We start from the raw sequence: 16878 nt of genomic DNA, 5'->3' as shown, positions 1-16878 counted from the left end.
GCCGCATGGCCCGCCCCCACCCCGGGCCATGCGGCGGCCGACCGGCGGCCTCAGTCGTGCATGCACTCCCAGATCCGGACGAGCTGCTCGCACACCTCGGTGATGTCCTCGATCGGAAGCTTGCCGGACTCCCCGGACGCGGCGCACCAGCGGAACGTCGCCGACTCGCACCAGACGGTCAGGTCACCGCGCCCGGACAGGAGGGAGATGCCGAGTTCGTCCCGCAGTGAGAGCTCGTCGATGCCGCGCTGGAGGAGCAGCGCGTGCAGGTCCTTGGCGGCGTGCGGCTCGTCCATCCGGACGGTGCGCCGGTGGCGGCGGGCGGTGCGCGGCAAGGGCAGCGCGAACCAGGTCGCCTTCCCCCGGACGGCCGGCGTCCGGAGCCGGGAGCGGGACGGGTGGTGCCCCCACCGCCCCTGGGTCAGCAGGTCGATGATCTCCAGGCCGCGGCCGTGTTCGAGCATCGGCCCGGCGGGCGCCTGGGGGCGCCAGGAGCGCAGCGTGTCGAACGCCTTGACGACGAGCTCGTCCCGGCCCCGCCCGTCCGTCCGCTGGTAGACCCACAGCTCGGCGCCGGACTGCCCGTCGCCGGGCGTGGCGTGCTGTAAGACGTTCGTGGCCAGCTCGCTGACCATGAGGATGACGTCGTCGACGTCCTGGACGCAGAGCCCGAGCGCGGGGAGAAGGCCGGTGACGTGCGCGCGGGCGACCCTGGCGATGGAGTCGTCCGCGGGCAGCGGCAGGGCGGCGCAGCCGCCGTTCTCCAGCCTCCACGGAATCCCGCACGTCGCTGCGGCCTTCGTCATGACGCCACCTCGGTGGTTACGGAGACATTCGCGATTCAGGCATTCGCGGCTTGAACCTCAACGGTTCGCGACTCGCTATGTGTGAATCACAGAACCCAGCTTCGCACATTTCTGGCCGTCTGGCGCGGCAGACGGCAAGGATCATGCATTTGAAGTTGAGACGTTCACCGATGTGCCCCAAAGCGTCCAAACCACGTTGCCGTCCGGTTCCGCAAGCGTGTACCGGCGGACATGGGACGGCCGGGCCGCGGCGCTGTAGCGTTGACCGCGCCTGAGAGAGGGCCGCACACATGAAGATCCCCCAGGGGTGCCGCCCTGGGGGATCGTGTGTGCGGCCCGGTCAGTCAGCGGTCGTACCTGCCCGCCCGCACGTCTTCGAGGAACGCGGCGAAGACGGATCGGGGCACGACGTGCGCCCCGGCCTCCGGCGTCCTGCTGTCGCGCAGCCCGGTGGCGGTGTCCAGGTCGGCGACCTCGACGCACCCCCCGTTGCTGCTCGCGCTCGCGGTGGCCTTGAACCACCGTGCCTGAGAGAGGTCCATGAGTTCTTACTCCAGCTTCGCGATGAGTGCCTCCAGGTGAACCGCGGTGTCGGCGGGGCTCAGCGCCGCCGCGCGGATCTCTTCGAAGATCTCGCCATACGCCTCCACTTTGCTCGCGTCGTCGATCTCCTGGATGTCGGCGTCGTTCTCCAGGAAGACCATGGACGGTTCGTCGCCGGGGAAGTCGAAGATGTTGACCAGGGTCGACATGCCGGGGTGCAGGCCGTCCGACAGGCGCAGCAGCCGCAGCTCGACGTTCGGCCGGCCGGACATGGTCAGCAGGTGGCGCAGCTGGGCGCGGCGGTCGCCGGGGTCGCCCCACTCGTACATCAGGGACGCCTCGGTGATCAGCGCGACCAGCTCCGGCGCGTTGCCGTCGTCGCGGTCGAGGATCTGCTGGCGCCGCAGCCGGGCCCGCAGCGCCTGCTCGCGCCACTCCGGCGACTGCTGCCCGGTGCTCAGCAGCGCCTGCATGTACGGGAGGGTCTGCAGGAGCCCCGGCAGCACCAGCGGCATGACCACCCGGATCCGCGACGCGTCCCCCTCGTAGCCGGGGAACTCGTTGTGGAACACGTCCGGGTAGTCACGCCACCAGGCCCGCTGCCTGGCGCGCGTCGCGAGTTCCTCGAGCTCGTCGAGGTCGCTGCCCTCGTAGATGCGCGCCAGGTCGCGGATGTCACTGAGCTCCGGACGAACCCAGTTGTTGGCCTCGAACCGGCCGACCTTGCCCCTTCCCCAGTTCAGCCGGTCGCAGACCTGGTTGGCCGTGTATCCGGCCTCGACGCGCAGCTCCCGCAGGCGGCGCGCCAGCCCCCGCTTGGCGATCGTGGCGCCGTACGCCTCACTCATCGGCGCCACCTCCCTTGACATACGGCCGGCATCAGCATACGCCTTCCGAATTTGTGAATCACAGATTTGGCCGGATCAGGAAGCGCATCACGAATCCCGTCGGGTAACAGCACGGGAGCCCGCCTCAGGATGCGGCCCGGTCGAACTCGCCCTTCTTGACGCCGTCCAGGAAGCACGCCCATTCGTGCTGGTCGAAGACCGAGATCAGCTCCCCGGACGTACGCAAAAGCGTCCATTCCCTGACAAAAGCGACTTCGATGCCGCCCTCGTCGCTCCCCGAACGCTGCCAGTCGAGGGCGTCCGGATCGACGCCCAGTTCCTCCGCCGTCGGCTTCCTCATGCCGGCTTCCTCGCCACAGCGGCATAACCCAGCCGTGAGCCATCACTGTTGGCCTCGTCAGGGTCCTCGGCGCCCCAGACCCCGATGTGGCACACCTCCGCGGGCGCCCCCTCATACGGCGGGACGATCTCCAGACCGGTGAAGAACCGCTCGATCTCGGCGCGCGGCCGGGGGTAGGCGCCCTGGGACGACGACTTGGCGTACACCGCGGTCACCTGGTCGAGCTCCTCGCTGACCTGGCGGTCGCTGCTGATCGCGGACAGCGCGATGTAGCTGCCCGGCGCGATCTCGCTGACGTACCGCCGGACGAGGCCCCACGGGTCGTCCTCGTCCGACACGAAGTGGGTCACGGTGACCAGGAGGAGCGCCACCGGCTGCGTGAAGTCGATCATCGCCCGGGTCTGCTCGTGGCCGAGCAGACCCTCCGGGTCGCGGAAGTCGGCGGTGATGAACGCCGTCCCCGGCACCCCCTCCAGCAGGGACTTCGCGTGGATCTCGACGAGCGGGTCGTTGTCGACGTACAGGATCCGCGCGTCGGGCGCGACCCTCTGCACGGCGTCGTGGGTGTTGTTTCCGGTGGGCAGGCCGGCGCCGATGTCGATGAACTGCCGGATGCCGTTCTCGGCCAGCCACTTGACCGAGCGCTGAAGGAACCCGCGGTTCGCCCACGCCGCGTCCTCCAGGTCGGGCATGTGCGCGCGGACCTTCTCGACGGCCTGGCGGTCGACCTCGTAGTTGGCCGTGCCGCCGAGGATGTAGTCGTACATTCGAGCGGGGCTGGGGACCGTGCTGTCCACCCCGGGTGGAGCCTGCTCGATGTCGCTCACGCTTCGCCTCCATTGCCACAACTTGTGATGCACGAATTATGAGGCCTCTGTCCGCCCGAGGCGATGCCGCGGCACCGAACGGTATCCGTCCAGTGCGGGGGACATCGCCCGTGGCCTGCGCATGGTCCCGCCCAGGATTCGACGCGGCACCCCAGGGCATCACGGGGCCGAAAAGGGGGGAATCGAGCATGAAGACCGCACCTGACCTCGCACTACGCCAGCTCACGATGCAGTTCGTCGGCAATGCCACGACGCTGCTGCGCTGCGGGCCGTTCACCTTGCTGACCGATCCCAACTTCCTGCACCGCGGGCAGCGCGCCTATCTGGGGTTCGGGCTTTCGTCCAGGCGGCTGACCGAGCCCGCGCTGCGCATCGAGGAACTGCCGCGGCTCGACGCCGTCGTCCTGTCCCACCTGCACGGCGACCACTGGGACCGGGTGGCGCGCACGAAGCTCGACCGCGGCCTGCCGATCGTGACGACGCCGCACGCGGCCCGCCGGCTCCAGGGGTGGCACCGGTTCCGGCACGCGACCGGGCTGCGCTCCTGGGAGTCGCACACGATGGTGAAGGACGGGGCGCTCCTCCGGATCACCGCCATGCCGGGACGGCACGCGCCCGGTCCGGCCCGCATGCTGCTGCCCCCGGTGATGGGCAGCCTGCTGGAGTTCGCCCCGGCGGCCGGCGAGGTGCAGTTCCGCCTCTACATCACGGGCGACACGCTGATGTTCGACGGCATCCGGCAGATCGCCCGGCGGAACCGGGACATCGATCTCGCCATCCTCCACCTGGGCGGGACCAAGCTGCCCGGCGGGCTCCTCGTCACGATGGACGCCGAGCAGGGCGCCGACCTTTTCGAGACGGTCCGCCCCGGGCGCGCCGTGCCCGTCCACTACGGCGACTATGGCGTCTTCACGTCACCTCTGGACGACTTCCGCCGCGAGATGGAGCGCCGCGGCTTCGGCGACCAGGTGTCCTACATCGAGCCGGGCCAGACCCACACGTTCCTTCAGTCCTGACGCCGGCTCACGCGGTCGCGCATGGCGCGGGCCATGCGCAGCGGGAACAGGCCGACGAGCGGTGCGCGCCGCCCGAGGGCGTCGGTGTCCTTGCGGTCGAAGGCGCGGGCGTAGCGCTGCGCCCGCGCCACCGTGTCGTACTCCTTCGCCCCTCCGGCGCCGCACCCGCGGACGCACGACCAGCGCAGCGTCGTGCCCTCGGCGGTGAACTGGTAGTCGTGCCCGAATATCCGGCAGGTCAGCATGGGGTCACTCACTCTCACTCCCGGTGTTCTCGGGCGGCCCGTACCGGTTGCGGGCGAGCGGCCTGGCCCGCCCCTCGTGGACGGCCTCGCGCAGCGCGGCGCGGAACCGCCCCGGCCCCCAGTAGCGCGCGCCGACCAGGTCGGCGAGCCGGTTGCGCGGCGTCGGCCCGTGCTCGGCGAGCGCCTGCGCGATGGTGTTGACCTCCCGGTCGAGGGCGAGGTCGGCGTCGGACGCCCAGTCGGTCGTCCACCCGGTCATCATCGTCGGCGAGTAGAACGCGCGGCCGGGGCCGGGACGGAACCGGCGCAGCCCCGCGCGCTCCTCCCGCTCGCGGCGCAGGACGCGCCGGCGGATGCGCTCGTCGCGCTCGCGGGCCGCCCGCTCCCGCTCGGCCGCCGCGGCGCGTTCGCGCTCCTCCTGCTCCATCGAGCCGGACTCCGCGGCCAGCGACTCCGCGGTGGAGCGGTGCTGCGCGGCCTCCACCCGGTCGGCGGCGGACTCGGCGCGCATCCGGTGGACGCCGGCCTCCCGCTGATGCCTCTCGGCCGCGTCGCCGTCTCCTTCGGCGCGGGCCGCGTGCGCGAGCGCCAGCTCGGTGTGCATGCGCTCCCACTCGTCGTAGGTCTCGGCCTGGCCGAGCGCGATCTCGGCCTCGGTCCCGTCGAGCCCTTCGGCGCGGCCGCGGGTCTCGGCGGCCATGGCCCGCTGCTCGCGGGCCCGCGCCCGCTCCGCCGCCGCCTCCGCGAGCGCCGCGTGCACCTCGGAGTCCCGGTCGTTCTCGGCGGCCAGCGCCTCCGACCGCTCGCGCAGCGCGCGAGCACGCTCGTCCGCCGCCGCGGCGCGCTCCAGGGCGCTCGCCCGCTCGGCGCCGGCGCCGGCGCGCTCGGCGGCGTCGCGCTCGTCGTGGGCGGCGGCCTCCTCGATGAGGCGTTCGGCGTCCCACTCGGCGATCTGCGCGAGGACCTCCTCGGCGCGCAGCCGGGCGGCGGCGCCGTCGCCCCCCTCCTCCGCGCGCGGCCTGAGCTCGTGGATGGCGGCGCGGTGCTCGGCGGCGCGCGCCCGGGTCTCCTCGGCGTGCCGCCGCGCCTCCAGCGCGGCGTGGCGCCCCGGGCCGCCGCCGGCCGCCTCCGCTTCCTCACCGGCCGGCGCTTCTTCCTCGTCCGCCTCGTGGACGGTGAGGGGTTTGGCGATGTTCTCCAGCGACGCCTGCTCGGCGCGGACGCCGTAGACCACCTCGGCGATGCCGCCGAGCATCATGATCACGGCGCCGATGAGGAAGCCGATGGCGACCCGGCTCACCATGCCGCTGTCGATGAAGCTGCCGAAGATCAGCGGCCCGGTGATGCCGCCGACCGCCGTGCCGACCGCGTAGAAGAACGCGATGGCGAGGGCCCGGGTCTCCATCGGGAAGATCTCGCTGACCGTCAGGTAGGCGGAGCTGGCGCCCGCCGAGGCGAAGAAGAACGTCACGCAGACGAGCAGGATGAACGACCAGTTCGACAGCGCCTCCGTCCACAGGAAGACGCCCAGCAGGATCGTCAGCGCGGCCGACATGAAGTACGTGCCGGAGATCATCGGCTTGCGGCCCACCGTGTCGAACATCCGTCCGAGCAGCAGCGGGCCGAGGAAATTGCCGATGGCGAACAGGGCGATGTAGTACGGCACCGCCCCGGACGCCACGTCGAAGTACTTGCTCAGGATCGTCCCGAGGTCGAACGTCACCGCGTTGTACAGGAACGCCTGCCCGACGAACAGCGCGAACCCGAGCGTCGCCCGCTTCGGGTAGACCTTGACCGCGACCTGGGCGATCTCCCGGAACGGGATGGCCTTGCGCTGCCGGACGGTGATGCTCTCGCCCGCTTCGTCCAGGACGTGGTCGGTCTGCTCGCGCACCTCCGCCTCGATGTCGTCGACGATCCGCTCGGCCTCCTCCTCGCGGCCGTGGATGAACAGCCAGCGCGGGCTCTCCGGGACGTGCCGCCGGACGAGCATGATCGCCAGCCCGAGGACGGCGCCCATGCCGAACGCGTACCGCCAGCCCATGTCCTGGGCGAAGATCGAGGTGTTCAGGAAGAGGACCGCGGCGAGGGCGCCGAGCGCGGACCCCACCCAGTAGCTGCCGTTGATCGCGAGGTCGACGCGGCCGCGGTTGCGGGCCGGGATCAGCTCGTCGATCGCCGAGTTGATCGCCGCGTACTCGCCGCCGATGCCCATCCCGGTCACGAACCGGCACGCGAAGAAGTACCAGGGCGCGAACGCGAACGCGGTCGCCACCGTGGCGAGGATGTAGACGGCGAGCGTGAGGATGAACAGCTTCTTGCGGCCGAACCGGTCGGTGAGCTGCCCGAAGAACAGCGCGCCGAGGCACGCGCCCGCGACGTAGATCGCCGCCGCGACCCCGATGTCGCCCGCGGTCAGCCCGATCCCGCTGCCCGACTCGGTGAGCCGCGCCGCGACGGACCCGACGATGGTGACCTCGAGGCCGTCGAGGATCCACACCGTCCCCAGGCCGACGACGATCATCCAGTGGAACCGCGACCAGGGCAGCCGGTCCAGGCGCGCCGGAATTCTCGTGGTGATGGTCCCGACGCGCGTATCAGCGGTCATGGTGCAGCCCTTCCGACGAACCGGCGGTCGATCACGACCGGCGAAACACCGGTATGGCTACCCGCCACCCGGAATTCACACCTGGCGGCGCCGCCGGAAATGCGGTGCGCTCCGGGCACGCGAAAAGGCGCCCGCCGCGGCGGGCGCCTCTCGGATGGGTGTCACTTGAGGAACGGGAGCCGTTCGACCAGGCGGGTCTTGCCCCACCAGCGGCCGAGGCCCAGGGTGTCGCCGGCGCTGACCAGAGCCAGCCCGACGATCAGGAGTGCGTAGATCAGGTGGTCGTCCATGAAGACGTTGTTCTCCGGGGGCAGGACCGCCGTCCACATCAGGACCAGCAGCGCCGCGCCCGCGGCGGCGGCGATCCGCATCCCGATGCCGAGCAGCAGCGCCGCGCCGATCCCGGCGAGGCCGATCATGAACAGCCAGTCGGCCCAGGCCGCGCCGGCCAGGTCGTTGTAGAACCCCGCGAACGGGCCCTTGGGCGCGTGCGCCAGGAACCCCTCGGTCGGGCTTCCGCCGTCCAGCCATCCCTTGCCCGCCGGGGTCTCGTGGCCCAGCCCGAACAGCTTGTCCACGAACGCCCAGGCGAACACCCAGCCGAGCGCCAGCCGGGCCGCGGCCCAGATGTAGCGGGCGGCGGGCGTCTCGGTCAGCGGTTTGGGGGTCACCACCCGGATCAGAGTGCTGCGGCCCGCGTGCGTCTTGTGCTCTGAGACTGCCATCGCCGTCTCACCTTCCATCACGTCGCCGGTTTCTTTCACCTCCTACTCAACTCCGGGGGGCGATTTCGCCGTAGGCCCGTTCGGTCCGTTCTCAGCGGGACCAACGTCCCCCTTATCCGGGCGGCGTCCCCGGATTTACGGCGCACCCGGCAAATGGACGATCGGAATGGCGGGCCCCGAATGTGACCGGCGTCGCTCTACGGCCATTCGGTCTTGTGGCCGAAGCCCCGCGAGTTGTCGATGAGCCGGAGCCACGCCGGGCGGACGCCCCAGTGGTCGGCCGCCGCCAGCGCCCGGGCCGGCCCGGCGTCGTCCGCCGCGAAGGGGAAGCGGGCGGCGTAGGCGGCGCGGGCGGCGTCCAGGTCAGCGCCGGTCAGGCGGCGGCAGAGGCCGCGCCCCTGGACGCCGCGCAGCGTCCGCCAGTCCTGGTCGTCGGCCTGGACGGTGAAGGCCACCGGAACGCCTCCGGGGTCGGACGCCAGATGGCGGCCGTGCCGGGTCTCGCGCGAACTGACGAACACCAGGCCGCCGTCCGGGGCCGGGGCGAAGAAGACCGCGCAGACCTGCGGGCCGTCCGCGTCCGCGTAGGCGAGGTTGAGCACGGTGCAGGCGGCCAGCGCGTCGCGGAACGCGCCGGTCATCGGTTCTTCAGCGGCGGGACGGCCGGCACTTCCGGGGCGGACGCGATGTCCTCGGCGGTCAGCTTGAAGGCGTCGGGGTAGCGGTCGCGGCGGGTGCGGCGGTCGGGCTCGGTCGTGCGCCAGCAGTACAGGCAGCGCTCGCACTGCAGCACCTCCCACACCCCGGGGACGGGGGAGGCGAACAGCAGCCCGATCTCCTCGTGCGCGCAACGCGGGCAGATCATGTCAGGACTCCGTTCAGCGATCGGCGGCCAGGGCGCGGAGGCGGGTCAGCCATTCGGCGGCCTCGGGCAGGTCGCGGACCTGGTTCCCGTAGTTTCCGCGCGGGTCGGGGGCGACGGGGGTGGTGGCGTCGATGACGAGCTTGTCGGTGATGCCGGGCGTGGTCGCCTGCGGCGCGAGGCCCAGCACGGGCATGTTCGGCACCCGGATCAGGTCGCCGGCGGGGTTCATCTTGGTGGACACGGCCCACATGACCTGCGGGAGGTCGAACGGGTCGACGTCCTCGTCCACGACGACGACCGTGGCGGCGTAGCCGAGCCCGTGCGGGGTGCTCAGCACGCGCAGCCCGACGGCCTTGGCGAAGCCGCCGTAGCGCTTGGCGGTGGAGACGATGACGACGAGGCCGTGCGTGTACATGGCGTTGACCGCGCGCACCTCCGGAAACTCGGCCTTGAGCTGCTGGTACAGCGGCACGCAGGTGTTGGCGGCGATCAGGTAGTCGACCTCCGTCCACGGCATGCCGATGTAGAGGTGCTCGAAGACCGGGTCGGTGCGGTGGGAGATCCGGTCGACGCGGATGACGGTCATGTTGCGCCCGCCCGAGTAGTGCCCGGTGAACTCGCCGAACGGCCCCTCGATCTCGCGCTTGCGGCCCTCGATGACGCCCTCGATCACGACCTCCGACCCCCACGGGACGGGCAGCCCGGTCAGCGGCGCCGCGGCGATCGGGGCGGGCGCGCCGCGCAGCGCGCCCGCCAGCTCGTACTCGTTCTCGTCGTAGCGCATCGGGGTGGACGCGGCGATGGAGATGACCGGGTCGTTGCCGACGGTGATGGCGACGGGCAGATCTTCGCCGGCCTCTTCGGCTTTGCGGAGTTGCAGCGCGATGTCGTGCATCGGGACGGGCTGGAGCGCCAGCTTGCGTTTCCCCTTCACCTGGATGCGGTAGATGCCGACATTCTGCTTGCCGCTGTTCTCCGGGTCTTCGGGGTCCCGGGAGACGACGGCGGCCTTGTCGATGTAGAAGCCGCCGTCGCCGTCATTCAGCCGGACGAGGGGCAGCACTTCGAAAATGTTCACGTCGTCGCCGTCCATGACGTTCTCCGCCCACGGCGGGGAGTCCCGCCATTCGGGTGCGACGGGGAACGCGTCCCAGCGGCGGCTGAACTCGCCGACCTGCTCCTTGACGCCCGTCCCCTTGGGAAGGTCCAGTGCGAGCGCGTGGTTGGCCCACGACCCGTGGACGTTCATGGCGATGCGCGCGCTGGTGAATCCGGCGACGTTGTCGAAGTACAGGGCAGGGGCGCCGTCGCCCATCCGGCAGGCCGCGTTGGCCGCGGCGGCGATGTCGGGCTCGGGCATCACCTGGTCGGTGATGCGCAGCAGCTGCCCCTCCTTGTCGAGGGTCTCCAGGAAACTCCGCAGGTCGTCAAAGGGCATGTTCGTTGTTCCTTTCACGGGCGGCCCGCATTCCCGTCCAGCGGCGTGCCGGGGCGGGCAGGTCGAACTGGTCGAGGACCCTGGCCGTGATGTGGTCGACGATGTCGTCCACCGTTTCGGGATGGTTGTAGAAGGCGGGCATCGGCGGCACCATCCGCACGCCCATGCGGGACAGCGTGAGCATGTTCTCCAGGTGGATCTCGCTGAGCGGCGTCTCCCGCGGGACGAGGACGAGCCGGCGCCGCTCTTTCAGCACCACGTCGGCGGCCCGCGCGACGAGCCCGTCCGAGTAGCCGGTCCGGATGGCCGCGAGCGTCTTCATGGAGCACGGGGCGATGACCATGCCGTCCGTCCGGAAGGAGCCGGACGAGATGGGCGCGCCCTGGTCGTCGGGCGCGTACACGGCGTCGGCGAGCGCGCCGACCTCCCGCGCCGACAGCCCGGTCTCCAGCTCGACGGTCGCCCGCGCCCACCGCGACAGGACGAGGTGCGTCTCGACGTCCGGGAGCCGGGCCAGGTGCTCCAGCAGCCGGACGCCCAGCACCGCCCCCGTCGCGCCGGTCATCCCGACGATGAGTCGCATGGCCGTCCACTCCCCTGAGATTTCGGTCACGCCTGTCCGGCGCCGCGACTCACGCTAAGGCGGGGTCAGATAATCGCTGTCATAGATCAAGGACAGCGGATGAAGAAAAACGGACAACCTCTGCGGGCGGACATTCCGCAGATCCCGTACCGTCCCGCCGCGGGCGCGCCTCCCGGCGTGGAGGTCCTGGACCTGCCCCGGCTGATGGAGCGCGCCCGGGGCCACGAGGTCGACATCTACGCTCCGCGGCGTCCGGTGTTCCACGAGTTCATCGCCGTGAAGGCGGGCACGGTGCACTGCTCGGTCGACTTCAACGAGTACCGCGTGCCGGCCGGGAGCTGGTTCTGGATGCGCCCCGGCCAGATCCACCGCTACATGGGCGACCTCACCCGGGCCGAGGCGACGGTCGTGCTGTTCACCTCCGACTTCCCGGACGCCGCGACCCGCGAGGCCGTGGGCCTCGACCTGCGCGTCCACCACCGTCCACTGACCCCGGCGGGCCCGCAGAAGGCCGCGCTGGACGGCACGCTCCGCCTCCTGGAGGACGAGGCCGGACGTCTCGCCGACCTCCCCCTCGAAGCGCACATCGACGTCATGCGCCACCTGCTCGGAGTCATCCTGCTGCGGCTGACCCACCTGAACGGCGGGCCCGGCGACCCGGCCGCCGACAACGAGGTGTTCCGGCGTTTCCAGCAGGCCGTCGGCGAGGACCTCTCCTCCAGCCACCGCGTCGCCGACTACGCGGCCCGCCTCGGCTACAGCGTCCGGACCCTGACCCGCGCCACCCGGGCCGCGACGGGATGCGGCGCCAAGCGCTTCATCGACGACCAGCTCCTGCTGGAGGCGAAGCGCCTGCTCTCGCACACCGATCTGCCGCCGTCCGCGATCGCCGAGCGCCTCGGCTTCAGCTACCAGACGTCGTTCAGCGCGTTCTTCCAGCAGCGCACCGGGATGCCGCCGACCGCGTTCCGCGCCGTCTCGCGGGGCGCCGCCGGCGGGCCGTGACGGTCAGCGCGCGAGGCGGCGGTGCGCCCCGGCGGCGCTCCGGGGGCCGACCGGGGTCGACTCTGTGATGTGCAGGCGGGTGTGGAGGCCGGTGATGTGCAGGACGCGGAGCACGCGCCCCTGCGGGTGCTGCAGGCGGAGCTGGCGCCCGCGCGCGGTCATCGCCTTGTGCGCCCACACGATCGCGGCGAGGCCGCTGGAGTCGGCGAAGGTCAGTCCGGAGAGGTCCAGCAGCAGCCGGTGCGGATCGTGCTCGACGATCATGTCCTCGATGTGCCGGCGCAGCGTGTCGGCTCCGCTCACGTCGAGCTCGCCGGTCAGCCGCAGTTCCACGGTCGTCCCGTCGGAGAGGGCGCCGATGGAGAGCTGCAGGGTGCCGCCCGCGTAGGTGGCGGGTCTCTCGGCCGGCCCGCCGGGGGGTTGGGCGGGTGTGGATTGCAGGGCGCCCGGGGGGCACCTGTCTGCCTGGGTCATAGAGCCTCCAAAGAGGTGAGGAATCTCCGACCGGGCAGGGACAGGGACCGGACCGAGGTATCGGATGGAAGGTCGGGTTGGGGGAGCGCACCGGACGGCCGTGGGGGCGCGCCGGTGCGCCGTGGCTAGGCGGCGCCGTCGCTGAGGATCTCGGCGGCCAGGTCGGCGACCCGGCGGCGGCTGTCCCGCGCCTGCTTGCGCAGCAGGTTGAACGCCGAGACGGCGTCCAGGCGGTGGGTGGCCATGAGGTAGCCGATGGCGCGTTCGATGACCACCCGGTAGTCCAACGCGTACTGGAGCTGTGAGGCCGTGGTGCTGTGCTCGTGGGACGACAGCGCCGCGGCCATGAGTTCGCCGATCAGCCCGGCGTAGGCGTGCAGCGCCGCGATATCCGAGTCGTCCCACCCGTAGGGCTGGGACCGGTAGACGTTCAGCGTGCCGACCGGGCTGCCGCCCAGCAGGAGCGGGACTCCGGCGACCGCGCGCACCCGCTCGTCCAGCACGTCCACGAGTTGCGGCCAGCGGGGATCGGAGCGCACGTCCTTGGTGGAGACGGGCCGGCCTTCGACGTAGGTGTCGTAGCAGGGCCCCTGGTCGGCGTGCGCCTGGGCCTCCTCCAGAGATCGTCCGACCTCGTCCGAGGCGGCCACGTACAGCAACTGCTCCTTGTCGTCGATGAGCATGATTCCGGCGCCGTCGTGGCCGAACAGGCGCCTGACCGAGCCGACCACCCGTTGGAGAACGCGGGCGACGTCAGCCTCGTGCTGCGCCTTGCGCAGCACTTCCAGGCTGGCGTCCAGCGCTCGGGTGTCGATATGCAACATGCTCCACATCCTTGAACGAGAGAACCGCAGGAACAAGATGTGGAGGCACCACGGCCGACCCCGTGGCCGATCCGCGGACACAGGGCGGAACTTCTGAACGCCACACTACCCGCTGCACGGCGTTCTAGGCGTCCCGCGCACGAGGAGATCGGCGGCGGCGCCCGCCCCGGCACCGCCGCCGATCTGGTCCGAAGCTGAGGAATGGCGATATACGGACTGGTCCGATGCTGCTGGGTCCCTCCTTTCCCAGACGATCGGGACGGGACGTCTTCGCGGAAATCGGAGGGGAGCGCTGGCGGCGCGGCGGACGCCGCCGCCCGGCCGCGCGGCCGGGCCGGCCCGGCACACGGGTGCCGGGAACACCGGGGGGATATGGGTACGGCCGACCGGACGGCGGCGTGCGGGGAGGCGCGGGCGGACCGGGCCTGCCGGGTGAGGCGCCGAAGTTCGCCGCGACCAGGGCGTCGAACGCGTCCCGGAACCACTGGTCGTCGGCGCGGATCAGGTCCGCGGACCTTGCACCCGCCGGCAGGGTGCCCGAGACCGCCATGTCGATCACTCCCCGGAACCACTCTCAGCGCCACCAGGTCATTGACCGCTTCTATTATTCCTATAGCCGAAGCTATAGGTAGTTGTCAAGTGCTTCCTCAGCCTTGACGGAGGCTCCGCGGTGTCCGCCTCCACTAGATGTATTGCCGAATCCGCAGATCAAGTAACATCCCGCGGCCTGCGACGCCGACCCGGCCACCCGGACAGCGGCCGTCGAGCGACCGCGTGCACCGGGCGGACTCCCGACTCGGAGGCGGTGCGGGTTGACATGGTGCGCGAAGTAACCTATAAATGAAGTTGAAGGTTTCCTCTTCTGCGAGGAGCAGGACATCGGCGCCCGCCAGGCGCCGACGATCTTCGGAGGTGATGGCATGTTGCTGACGTCGATCGACCCGTTCGTGCAGGAGTTCGAGCGCCAGTTCGACCGGGCCGTCCGGCAGTTCAGCGGGCTGGCCGACGGGAACCTCATGCCGATGGACGGCATCCGCCGCGCCGACGACGTCGTCCTGCGGTTCGACCTGCCGGGCATCGACCCCGGCTCGATCGAGGTCACCGTGGACCGCGGCGTGCTCTCGGTGACCGCGCGGCGCGAGGAGGAGTTCGGCGAGGACGAGCGCGTGTTCGTCCGCGAGCGGGCGATGGGCTCGTTCACCCGCCGGGTCTACCTGTCGGAGCACCTGGACGCCGACGGCATCGAGGCGGCCTACAACAACGGCGTCCTCGCCGTCCGCATCCCGGTCCTGGAGCAGGCCCGGCCCCGCAAGGTCGCCGTCCAGCAGGGCGACGCCCTGAAGGCGATCAAGAGCTGACCGCCACGGTTCCGGAGCCGGCCCCGGCCCGCGCCGGTCCCCCCGAGCGCGCCGGGGCCGTTCTGGTGATCGCGGCGCAGGTGAAGGAGGAACCCCCATGACCCTGCCGATCGACGACGAGCACGCCGCCCTGTTCACCGTCGGCCAAGTCGCGGAGATGCTCAACGTGCAGCAGGCGTTCCTGCGCCGCATCGACGTCCACCGCGTCGTCTCGCCGCAGCGCTCCGCCGGCGGGCAGCGCCGCTACAGCCGGCACGAGATCGGGCGCATCCAGGAGGTCGTCACCATGATGGGCGACGGCATGACCCTGCCCGCCATCCGCCGCATCTTCGAGCTGCAGCACCGGCTGGCCGAAGTGACCCGCGAACGCGACGAGCTCGCCCGCCGCCTCGCCGCCCGCGAATCCGGCGACGCCTGACGCCTTCGCCGGCGGCGCTCACGTCACGCGCCGGAACCGGACGGCCTGGCCGCCGCCGCTCTTGAGGACGGCGGTGAAGGCGTCGTCGCGGGTGACGGCGGACCGGCGGACGTCGAGCCCCGCGTCATCGTCTCCCGCGTCGGAGTAGGACTCCGCGGTCCACGTGCCCTTGCCGAGGAAGGACAGCGGGTAGCGCAGCGTCTGCGCCCGGTCCCCCGTCATGGCGCCGACGTACCAGTCCGCGCCCGAGCGCCGCGCGACGACCAGATGGTCGCCGATCCCGGCTGAGAGCACCCTGGTCTCGTCCCACGTGACCGGCACGTCCTCGATGAACTTGAGTCCGGGCGACCTCGCGTAGTGCTCGGGCAGGTCGGCGGCCATCTGCATGCCCGAGAAGTAGGTGACGTAGTAGGCGAGCTGCTTGGCCGCGGTGGTGTGCACCCGGTGCCCGTCGCGGCGCGGGTCCCACAGGACGTCCATGATCCCGGGCGTGTAGTCCATCGGGCCGGACAGCATGCGCGTGAAGGGCAGGATGAGGGTGTGCTCGGGGGTGTTGCCGTCCCCGATGGCGTCCCATTCCTGCCCGCGCACGGCCTCCCGGGCGAGGGCGTTGGGGAACGTCCGGGCCTCCCCCGTCGCGTGGACGCACTCGTGGCAGTCGACGTTGATGCGATGCCGCGCGGCCTTTTCGAGGACGAGCCGGTAGTGGTTGACCATCCGCTGGTCGTAGTGGTGGTGCCCGGTGATGTTCCCGACGTAGCCGGTCTTCACGTAGTGGATGCCGAGCCGCTCGTACAGCGCGAACGCCGCGTCGAGCTGCTGCTCGTAGTTCTCGACCCCCGCGCCGGTCTCGTTGTGGACGATGAACTCGACGCCCTTGCTCTTCCCGTACGCGACGACCCCGGGGAGGTCGAAGTCCGGGGTGGCCTGCGTGAAGTCCTGGTCGGCCCACGAGCCCTCCCACCCCCGGTTCCACCCCTCGACGAGCAGGCCCTCGATGCCGTGTTCCGCCGCGAAGTCGATGTACTCCTTGGCGCGCTCGGTCGTCGCCCCGTGCCGCGGCCCCGGCTTCCACGTGGCCTGCCCGTGCTGGATCAGCCACCAGATGCCGGCGTACTTGATCGGCTTGATCCACGACGTGTCCCCCTTGCAGATCGCACACGGCGGATTGAGGTTCTCCACCAGGTGCGACTCGATCAGCCCGCCCGCGTTCCCGGCGATGGTCAGCACCCGCCAGGGGGTGGCCCGGCCGGTACGGGTGATGACGGCGGCCGCGCGCCCGGGCGTCGGCACGAGCCCGACCCGCAGCCGCCCGAGATCCGGTGCCACGGTCATGGCCGCGTAGTCGTCCAGATCCGCCTCATGGATCGACAGGTAGGTGCCGTCCTCGTACCGGAAGGTCACCGGGGTATTGGACGCCCCCATGGCGCTGTAGGGGGACGACTGCCAGGTGTTCTCGTCCGTGTCGAAGTCCCGCCGCGTCCACCAGGCGGTCGGGTTCCCGGTGAGGGCGAACTCGGTGGCCTCGTCCACGATCTCCAGCGACCGAAGGCCGGCCTGCTCCGGCACCTGGTAGCGGAACGCCACCCCGTCGTCGTAGGCGCGCGCGATGACGTTGAAGACCCTCCCGCCGGCCTGCCGCAGCCGGACGGTGAGCTCCCGGTAGTGATCACGCACCCGCGAGTCGGCGCCCCACAGCGGCCGCCACGTGCCGTCCCCGGCGGTGACCCGGGCGCCGGTCACCTCCACGTCGCCGCCGAGCACCGACCCGTCGGTGAGCCTCAGCCCCAGGGCGGACCATCCGACCAGGACGGACCCGCCCCGGCTGACGGAGTACCCGAGCCGCCCGCCCTCGGCGGACACCGCCAGCGCCAGAACCCCGTCCGGCGACCGCACGGTCGGGCTCCGCGGATCCTGTGCCCGGACGGCCACCGCGCCACCGGCAAGCGTGACAA

General features: G+C 71.2%; 19 protein-coding genes. 4 read left to right on the top strand and 15 right to left on the bottom strand.

What is annotated here, in order from left to right; translation table 11 throughout:
• Positions 1 to 50: 50 nt before the first annotated feature.
• The 5 genes from ACIWVC_RS06875 to ACIWVC_RS06855 all read right to left on the bottom strand — a co-directional run bounded on the left by ACIWVC_RS06875 (position 51) and on the right by ACIWVC_RS06855 (position 3364).
• On the bottom strand, positions 51 to 806 hold the full coding sequence (locus ACIWVC_RS06875; protein WP_396451030.1) for an ATP-binding protein: 756 nt from the start codon (positions 804 to 806) through the stop codon (positions 51 to 53).
• Positions 807 to 1150: 344 nt separating this feature from the next.
• The gene (locus tag ACIWVC_RS06870; protein ID WP_396451028.1) at positions 1151 to 1348 is read right to left on the bottom strand and encodes a DUF397 domain-containing protein; all 198 of its coding nucleotides are present in this window, start codon (positions 1346 to 1348) and stop codon (positions 1151 to 1153) included.
• Positions 1349 to 1354: 6 nt separating this feature from the next.
• Positions 1355 to 2197, bottom strand: coding sequence for a helix-turn-helix domain-containing protein (locus ACIWVC_RS06865; protein ID WP_396451026.1), 843 nt, complete (start codon positions 2195 to 2197; stop codon positions 1355 to 1357).
• A gap of 124 nt (positions 2198 to 2321) precedes the next feature.
• Positions 2322 to 2537: a DUF397 domain-containing protein gene (locus ACIWVC_RS06860; RefSeq protein ID WP_396451024.1), complete on the bottom strand. Its 216-nt coding sequence runs from the start codon at positions 2535 to 2537 to the stop codon at positions 2322 to 2324.
• Entirely contained in the window at positions 2534 to 3364 is an 831-nt protein-coding gene (locus ACIWVC_RS06855; protein WP_396451023.1) for an SAM-dependent methyltransferase, read from the bottom strand. The genes ACIWVC_RS06860 and ACIWVC_RS06855 overlap by 4 nt, the downstream gene beginning before the upstream one ends.
• A 188-nt stretch (positions 3365 to 3552) precedes the next feature.
• Here ACIWVC_RS06855 and ACIWVC_RS06850 point away from each other — a divergent pair, with 188 nt between their 5' ends.
• Entirely contained in the window at positions 3553 to 4380 is an 828-nt protein-coding gene (locus ACIWVC_RS06850; protein ID WP_396451021.1) for an MBL fold metallo-hydrolase, read from the top strand.
• Here the strand turns inward: ACIWVC_RS06850 and ACIWVC_RS06845 are convergent.
• The 7 genes from ACIWVC_RS06845 to ACIWVC_RS06815 all read right to left on the bottom strand — a co-directional run bounded on the left by ACIWVC_RS06845 (position 4371) and on the right by ACIWVC_RS06815 (position 10844).
• Entirely contained in the window at positions 4371 to 4637 is a 267-nt protein-coding gene (locus ACIWVC_RS06845; RefSeq protein ID WP_396451019.1) for a hypothetical protein, read from the bottom strand. The two genes, ACIWVC_RS06850 and ACIWVC_RS06845, sit on opposite strands and share 10 nt — an antisense overlap.
• Positions 4630 to 7233, bottom strand: a complete 2604-nt coding sequence (locus ACIWVC_RS06840; protein ID WP_396451017.1) for an MFS transporter — start codon at positions 7231 to 7233, stop codon at positions 4630 to 4632. Before ACIWVC_RS06840 ends, ACIWVC_RS06845 begins: the two co-directional genes overlap by 8 nt.
• A 161-nt stretch (positions 7234 to 7394) precedes the next feature.
• Entirely contained in the window at positions 7395 to 7958 is a 564-nt protein-coding gene (locus ACIWVC_RS06835) for a hypothetical protein (RefSeq protein ID WP_396451015.1), read from the bottom strand.
• A 197-nt stretch (positions 7959 to 8155) separates the two neighbouring features.
• Positions 8156 to 8599: a pyridoxamine 5'-phosphate oxidase family protein gene (locus ACIWVC_RS06830; protein WP_396451014.1), complete on the bottom strand. Its 444-nt coding sequence runs from the start codon at positions 8597 to 8599 to the stop codon at positions 8156 to 8158.
• Positions 8596 to 8823 carry a non-oxidative hydroxyarylic acid decarboxylases subunit D gene (locus ACIWVC_RS06825; RefSeq protein WP_396451012.1) on the bottom strand — a complete coding sequence of 76 codons (228 nt, stop codon included), beginning with the start codon at positions 8821 to 8823 and terminating at the stop codon, positions 8596 to 8598. Before ACIWVC_RS06825 ends, ACIWVC_RS06830 begins: the two co-directional genes overlap by 4 nt.
• Positions 8824 to 8836: 13 nt before the next feature.
• Positions 8837 to 10261, bottom strand: a complete 1425-nt coding sequence (locus tag ACIWVC_RS06820; protein WP_396451010.1) for a non-oxidative hydroxyarylic acid decarboxylases subunit C — start codon at positions 10259 to 10261, stop codon at positions 8837 to 8839.
• Entirely contained in the window at positions 10251 to 10844 is a 594-nt protein-coding gene (locus tag ACIWVC_RS06815) for a non-oxidative hydroxyarylic acid decarboxylases subunit B (RefSeq protein ID WP_396451008.1), read from the bottom strand. The genes ACIWVC_RS06820 and ACIWVC_RS06815 overlap by 11 nt, the downstream gene beginning before the upstream one ends.
• 99 nt (positions 10845 to 10943) lie before the next feature.
• Between ACIWVC_RS06815 and ACIWVC_RS06810 the strand changes: the two genes are divergently transcribed.
• The gene (locus ACIWVC_RS06810; RefSeq protein WP_396451006.1) at positions 10944 to 11849 is read left to right on the top strand and encodes a helix-turn-helix domain-containing protein; all 906 of its coding nucleotides are present in this window, start codon (positions 10944 to 10946) and stop codon (positions 11847 to 11849) included.
• A gap of 3 nt (positions 11850 to 11852) precedes the next feature.
• Here the strand turns inward: ACIWVC_RS06810 and ACIWVC_RS06805 are convergent, their stop codons facing one another.
• Both ACIWVC_RS06805 and ACIWVC_RS06800 read right to left on the bottom strand, forming a co-directional pair.
• Complete coding sequence (locus tag ACIWVC_RS06805) at positions 11853 to 12323, bottom strand: STAS domain-containing protein (protein ID WP_396451004.1); 471 nt, start codon at positions 12321 to 12323, stop codon at positions 11853 to 11855.
• 125 nt (positions 12324 to 12448) lie between these two features.
• Positions 12449 to 13147, bottom strand: a complete 699-nt coding sequence (locus ACIWVC_RS06800; protein ID WP_396451002.1) for a GAF domain-containing protein — start codon at positions 13145 to 13147, stop codon at positions 12449 to 12451.
• Between the two features lie 920 nt (positions 13148 to 14067).
• Between ACIWVC_RS06800 and ACIWVC_RS06795 the strand changes: the two genes are divergently transcribed.
• Both ACIWVC_RS06795 and ACIWVC_RS06790 read left to right on the top strand, forming a co-directional pair.
• Entirely contained in the window at positions 14068 to 14505 is a 438-nt protein-coding gene (locus ACIWVC_RS06795) for an Hsp20/alpha crystallin family protein (RefSeq protein WP_396452752.1), read from the top strand.
• A 97-nt stretch (positions 14506 to 14602) separates the two neighbouring features.
• Complete coding sequence (locus tag ACIWVC_RS06790) at positions 14603 to 14923, top strand: MerR family transcriptional regulator (RefSeq protein WP_396452751.1); 321 nt, start codon at positions 14603 to 14605, stop codon at positions 14921 to 14923.
• Positions 14924 to 14941: 18 nt separating this feature from the next.
• On the opposite strand, the gene ACIWVC_RS06785 is transcribed toward ACIWVC_RS06790, so the two are convergent.
• Entirely contained in the window at positions 14942 to 16819 is a 1878-nt protein-coding gene (locus tag ACIWVC_RS06785; protein WP_396452749.1) for a glycoside hydrolase family 97 protein, read from the bottom strand.
• Positions 16820 to 16878: the final 59 nt, after the last annotated feature.

The sequence above is a fragment of the Actinomadura sp. genome (assembly GCF_044508335.1).
In the GTDB taxonomy this organism is placed as follows: domain Bacteria; phylum Actinomycetota; class Actinomycetes; order Streptosporangiales; family Streptosporangiaceae; genus Spirillospora.
The sequence above is the reverse complement of the archived record's forward strand: the minus strand, read 5'-3'. Positions and strand labels throughout refer to the sequence as shown.

Bases quoted from the DNA above. Each gene is read 5' to 3' on its own strand.
- ACIWVC_RS06875 (WP_396451030.1), bottom strand. From the start codon at position 806: ATGACGAAGGCCGCAGCGACGTGCGGGATTCCGTGGAGGCTGGAGAAC.
- ACIWVC_RS06870 (WP_396451028.1), bottom strand. From the start codon at position 1,348: ATGGACCTCTCTCAGGCACGGTGGTTCAAGGCCACCGCGAGCGCGAGC.
- ACIWVC_RS06865 (WP_396451026.1), bottom strand. From the start codon at position 2,197: ATGAGTGAGGCGTACGGCGCCACGATCGCCAAGCGGGGGCTGGCGCGC.
- ACIWVC_RS06860 (WP_396451024.1), bottom strand. From the start codon at position 2,537: ATGAGGAAGCCGACGGCGGAGGAACTGGGCGTCGATCCGGACGCCCTC.
- ACIWVC_RS06850 (WP_396451021.1), top strand. From the start codon at position 3,553: ATGAAGACCGCACCTGACCTCGCACTACGCCAGCTCACGATGCAGTTC.
- ACIWVC_RS06840 (WP_396451017.1), bottom strand. From the start codon at position 7,233: ATGACCGCTGATACGCGCGTCGGGACCATCACCACGAGAATTCCGGCG.
- ACIWVC_RS06835 (WP_396451015.1), bottom strand. From the start codon at position 7,958: ATGGCAGTCTCAGAGCACAAGACGCACGCGGGCCGCAGCACTCTGATC.
- ACIWVC_RS06830 (WP_396451014.1), bottom strand. From the start codon at position 8,599: ATGACCGGCGCGTTCCGCGACGCGCTGGCCGCCTGCACCGTGCTCAAC.
- ACIWVC_RS06825 (WP_396451012.1), bottom strand. From the start codon at position 8,823: ATGATCTGCCCGCGTTGCGCGCACGAGGAGATCGGGCTGCTGTTCGCC.
- ACIWVC_RS06820 (WP_396451010.1), bottom strand. From the start codon at position 10,261: ATGCCCTTTGACGACCTGCGGAGTTTCCTGGAGACCCTCGACAAGGAG.
- ACIWVC_RS06815 (WP_396451008.1), bottom strand. From the start codon at position 10,844: ATGCGACTCATCGTCGGGATGACCGGCGCGACGGGGGCGGTGCTGGGC.
- ACIWVC_RS06810 (WP_396451006.1), top strand. From the start codon at position 10,944: ATGAAGAAAAACGGACAACCTCTGCGGGCGGACATTCCGCAGATCCCG.
- ACIWVC_RS06805 (WP_396451004.1), bottom strand. From the start codon at position 12,323: ATGACCCAGGCAGACAGGTGCCCCCCGGGCGCCCTGCAATCCACACCC.
- ACIWVC_RS06800 (WP_396451002.1), bottom strand. From the start codon at position 13,147: ATGTTGCATATCGACACCCGAGCGCTGGACGCCAGCCTGGAAGTGCTG.
- ACIWVC_RS06795 (WP_396452752.1), top strand. From the start codon at position 14,068: ATGTTGCTGACGTCGATCGACCCGTTCGTGCAGGAGTTCGAGCGCCAG.
- ACIWVC_RS06790 (WP_396452751.1), top strand. From the start codon at position 14,603: ATGACCCTGCCGATCGACGACGAGCACGCCGCCCTGTTCACCGTCGGC.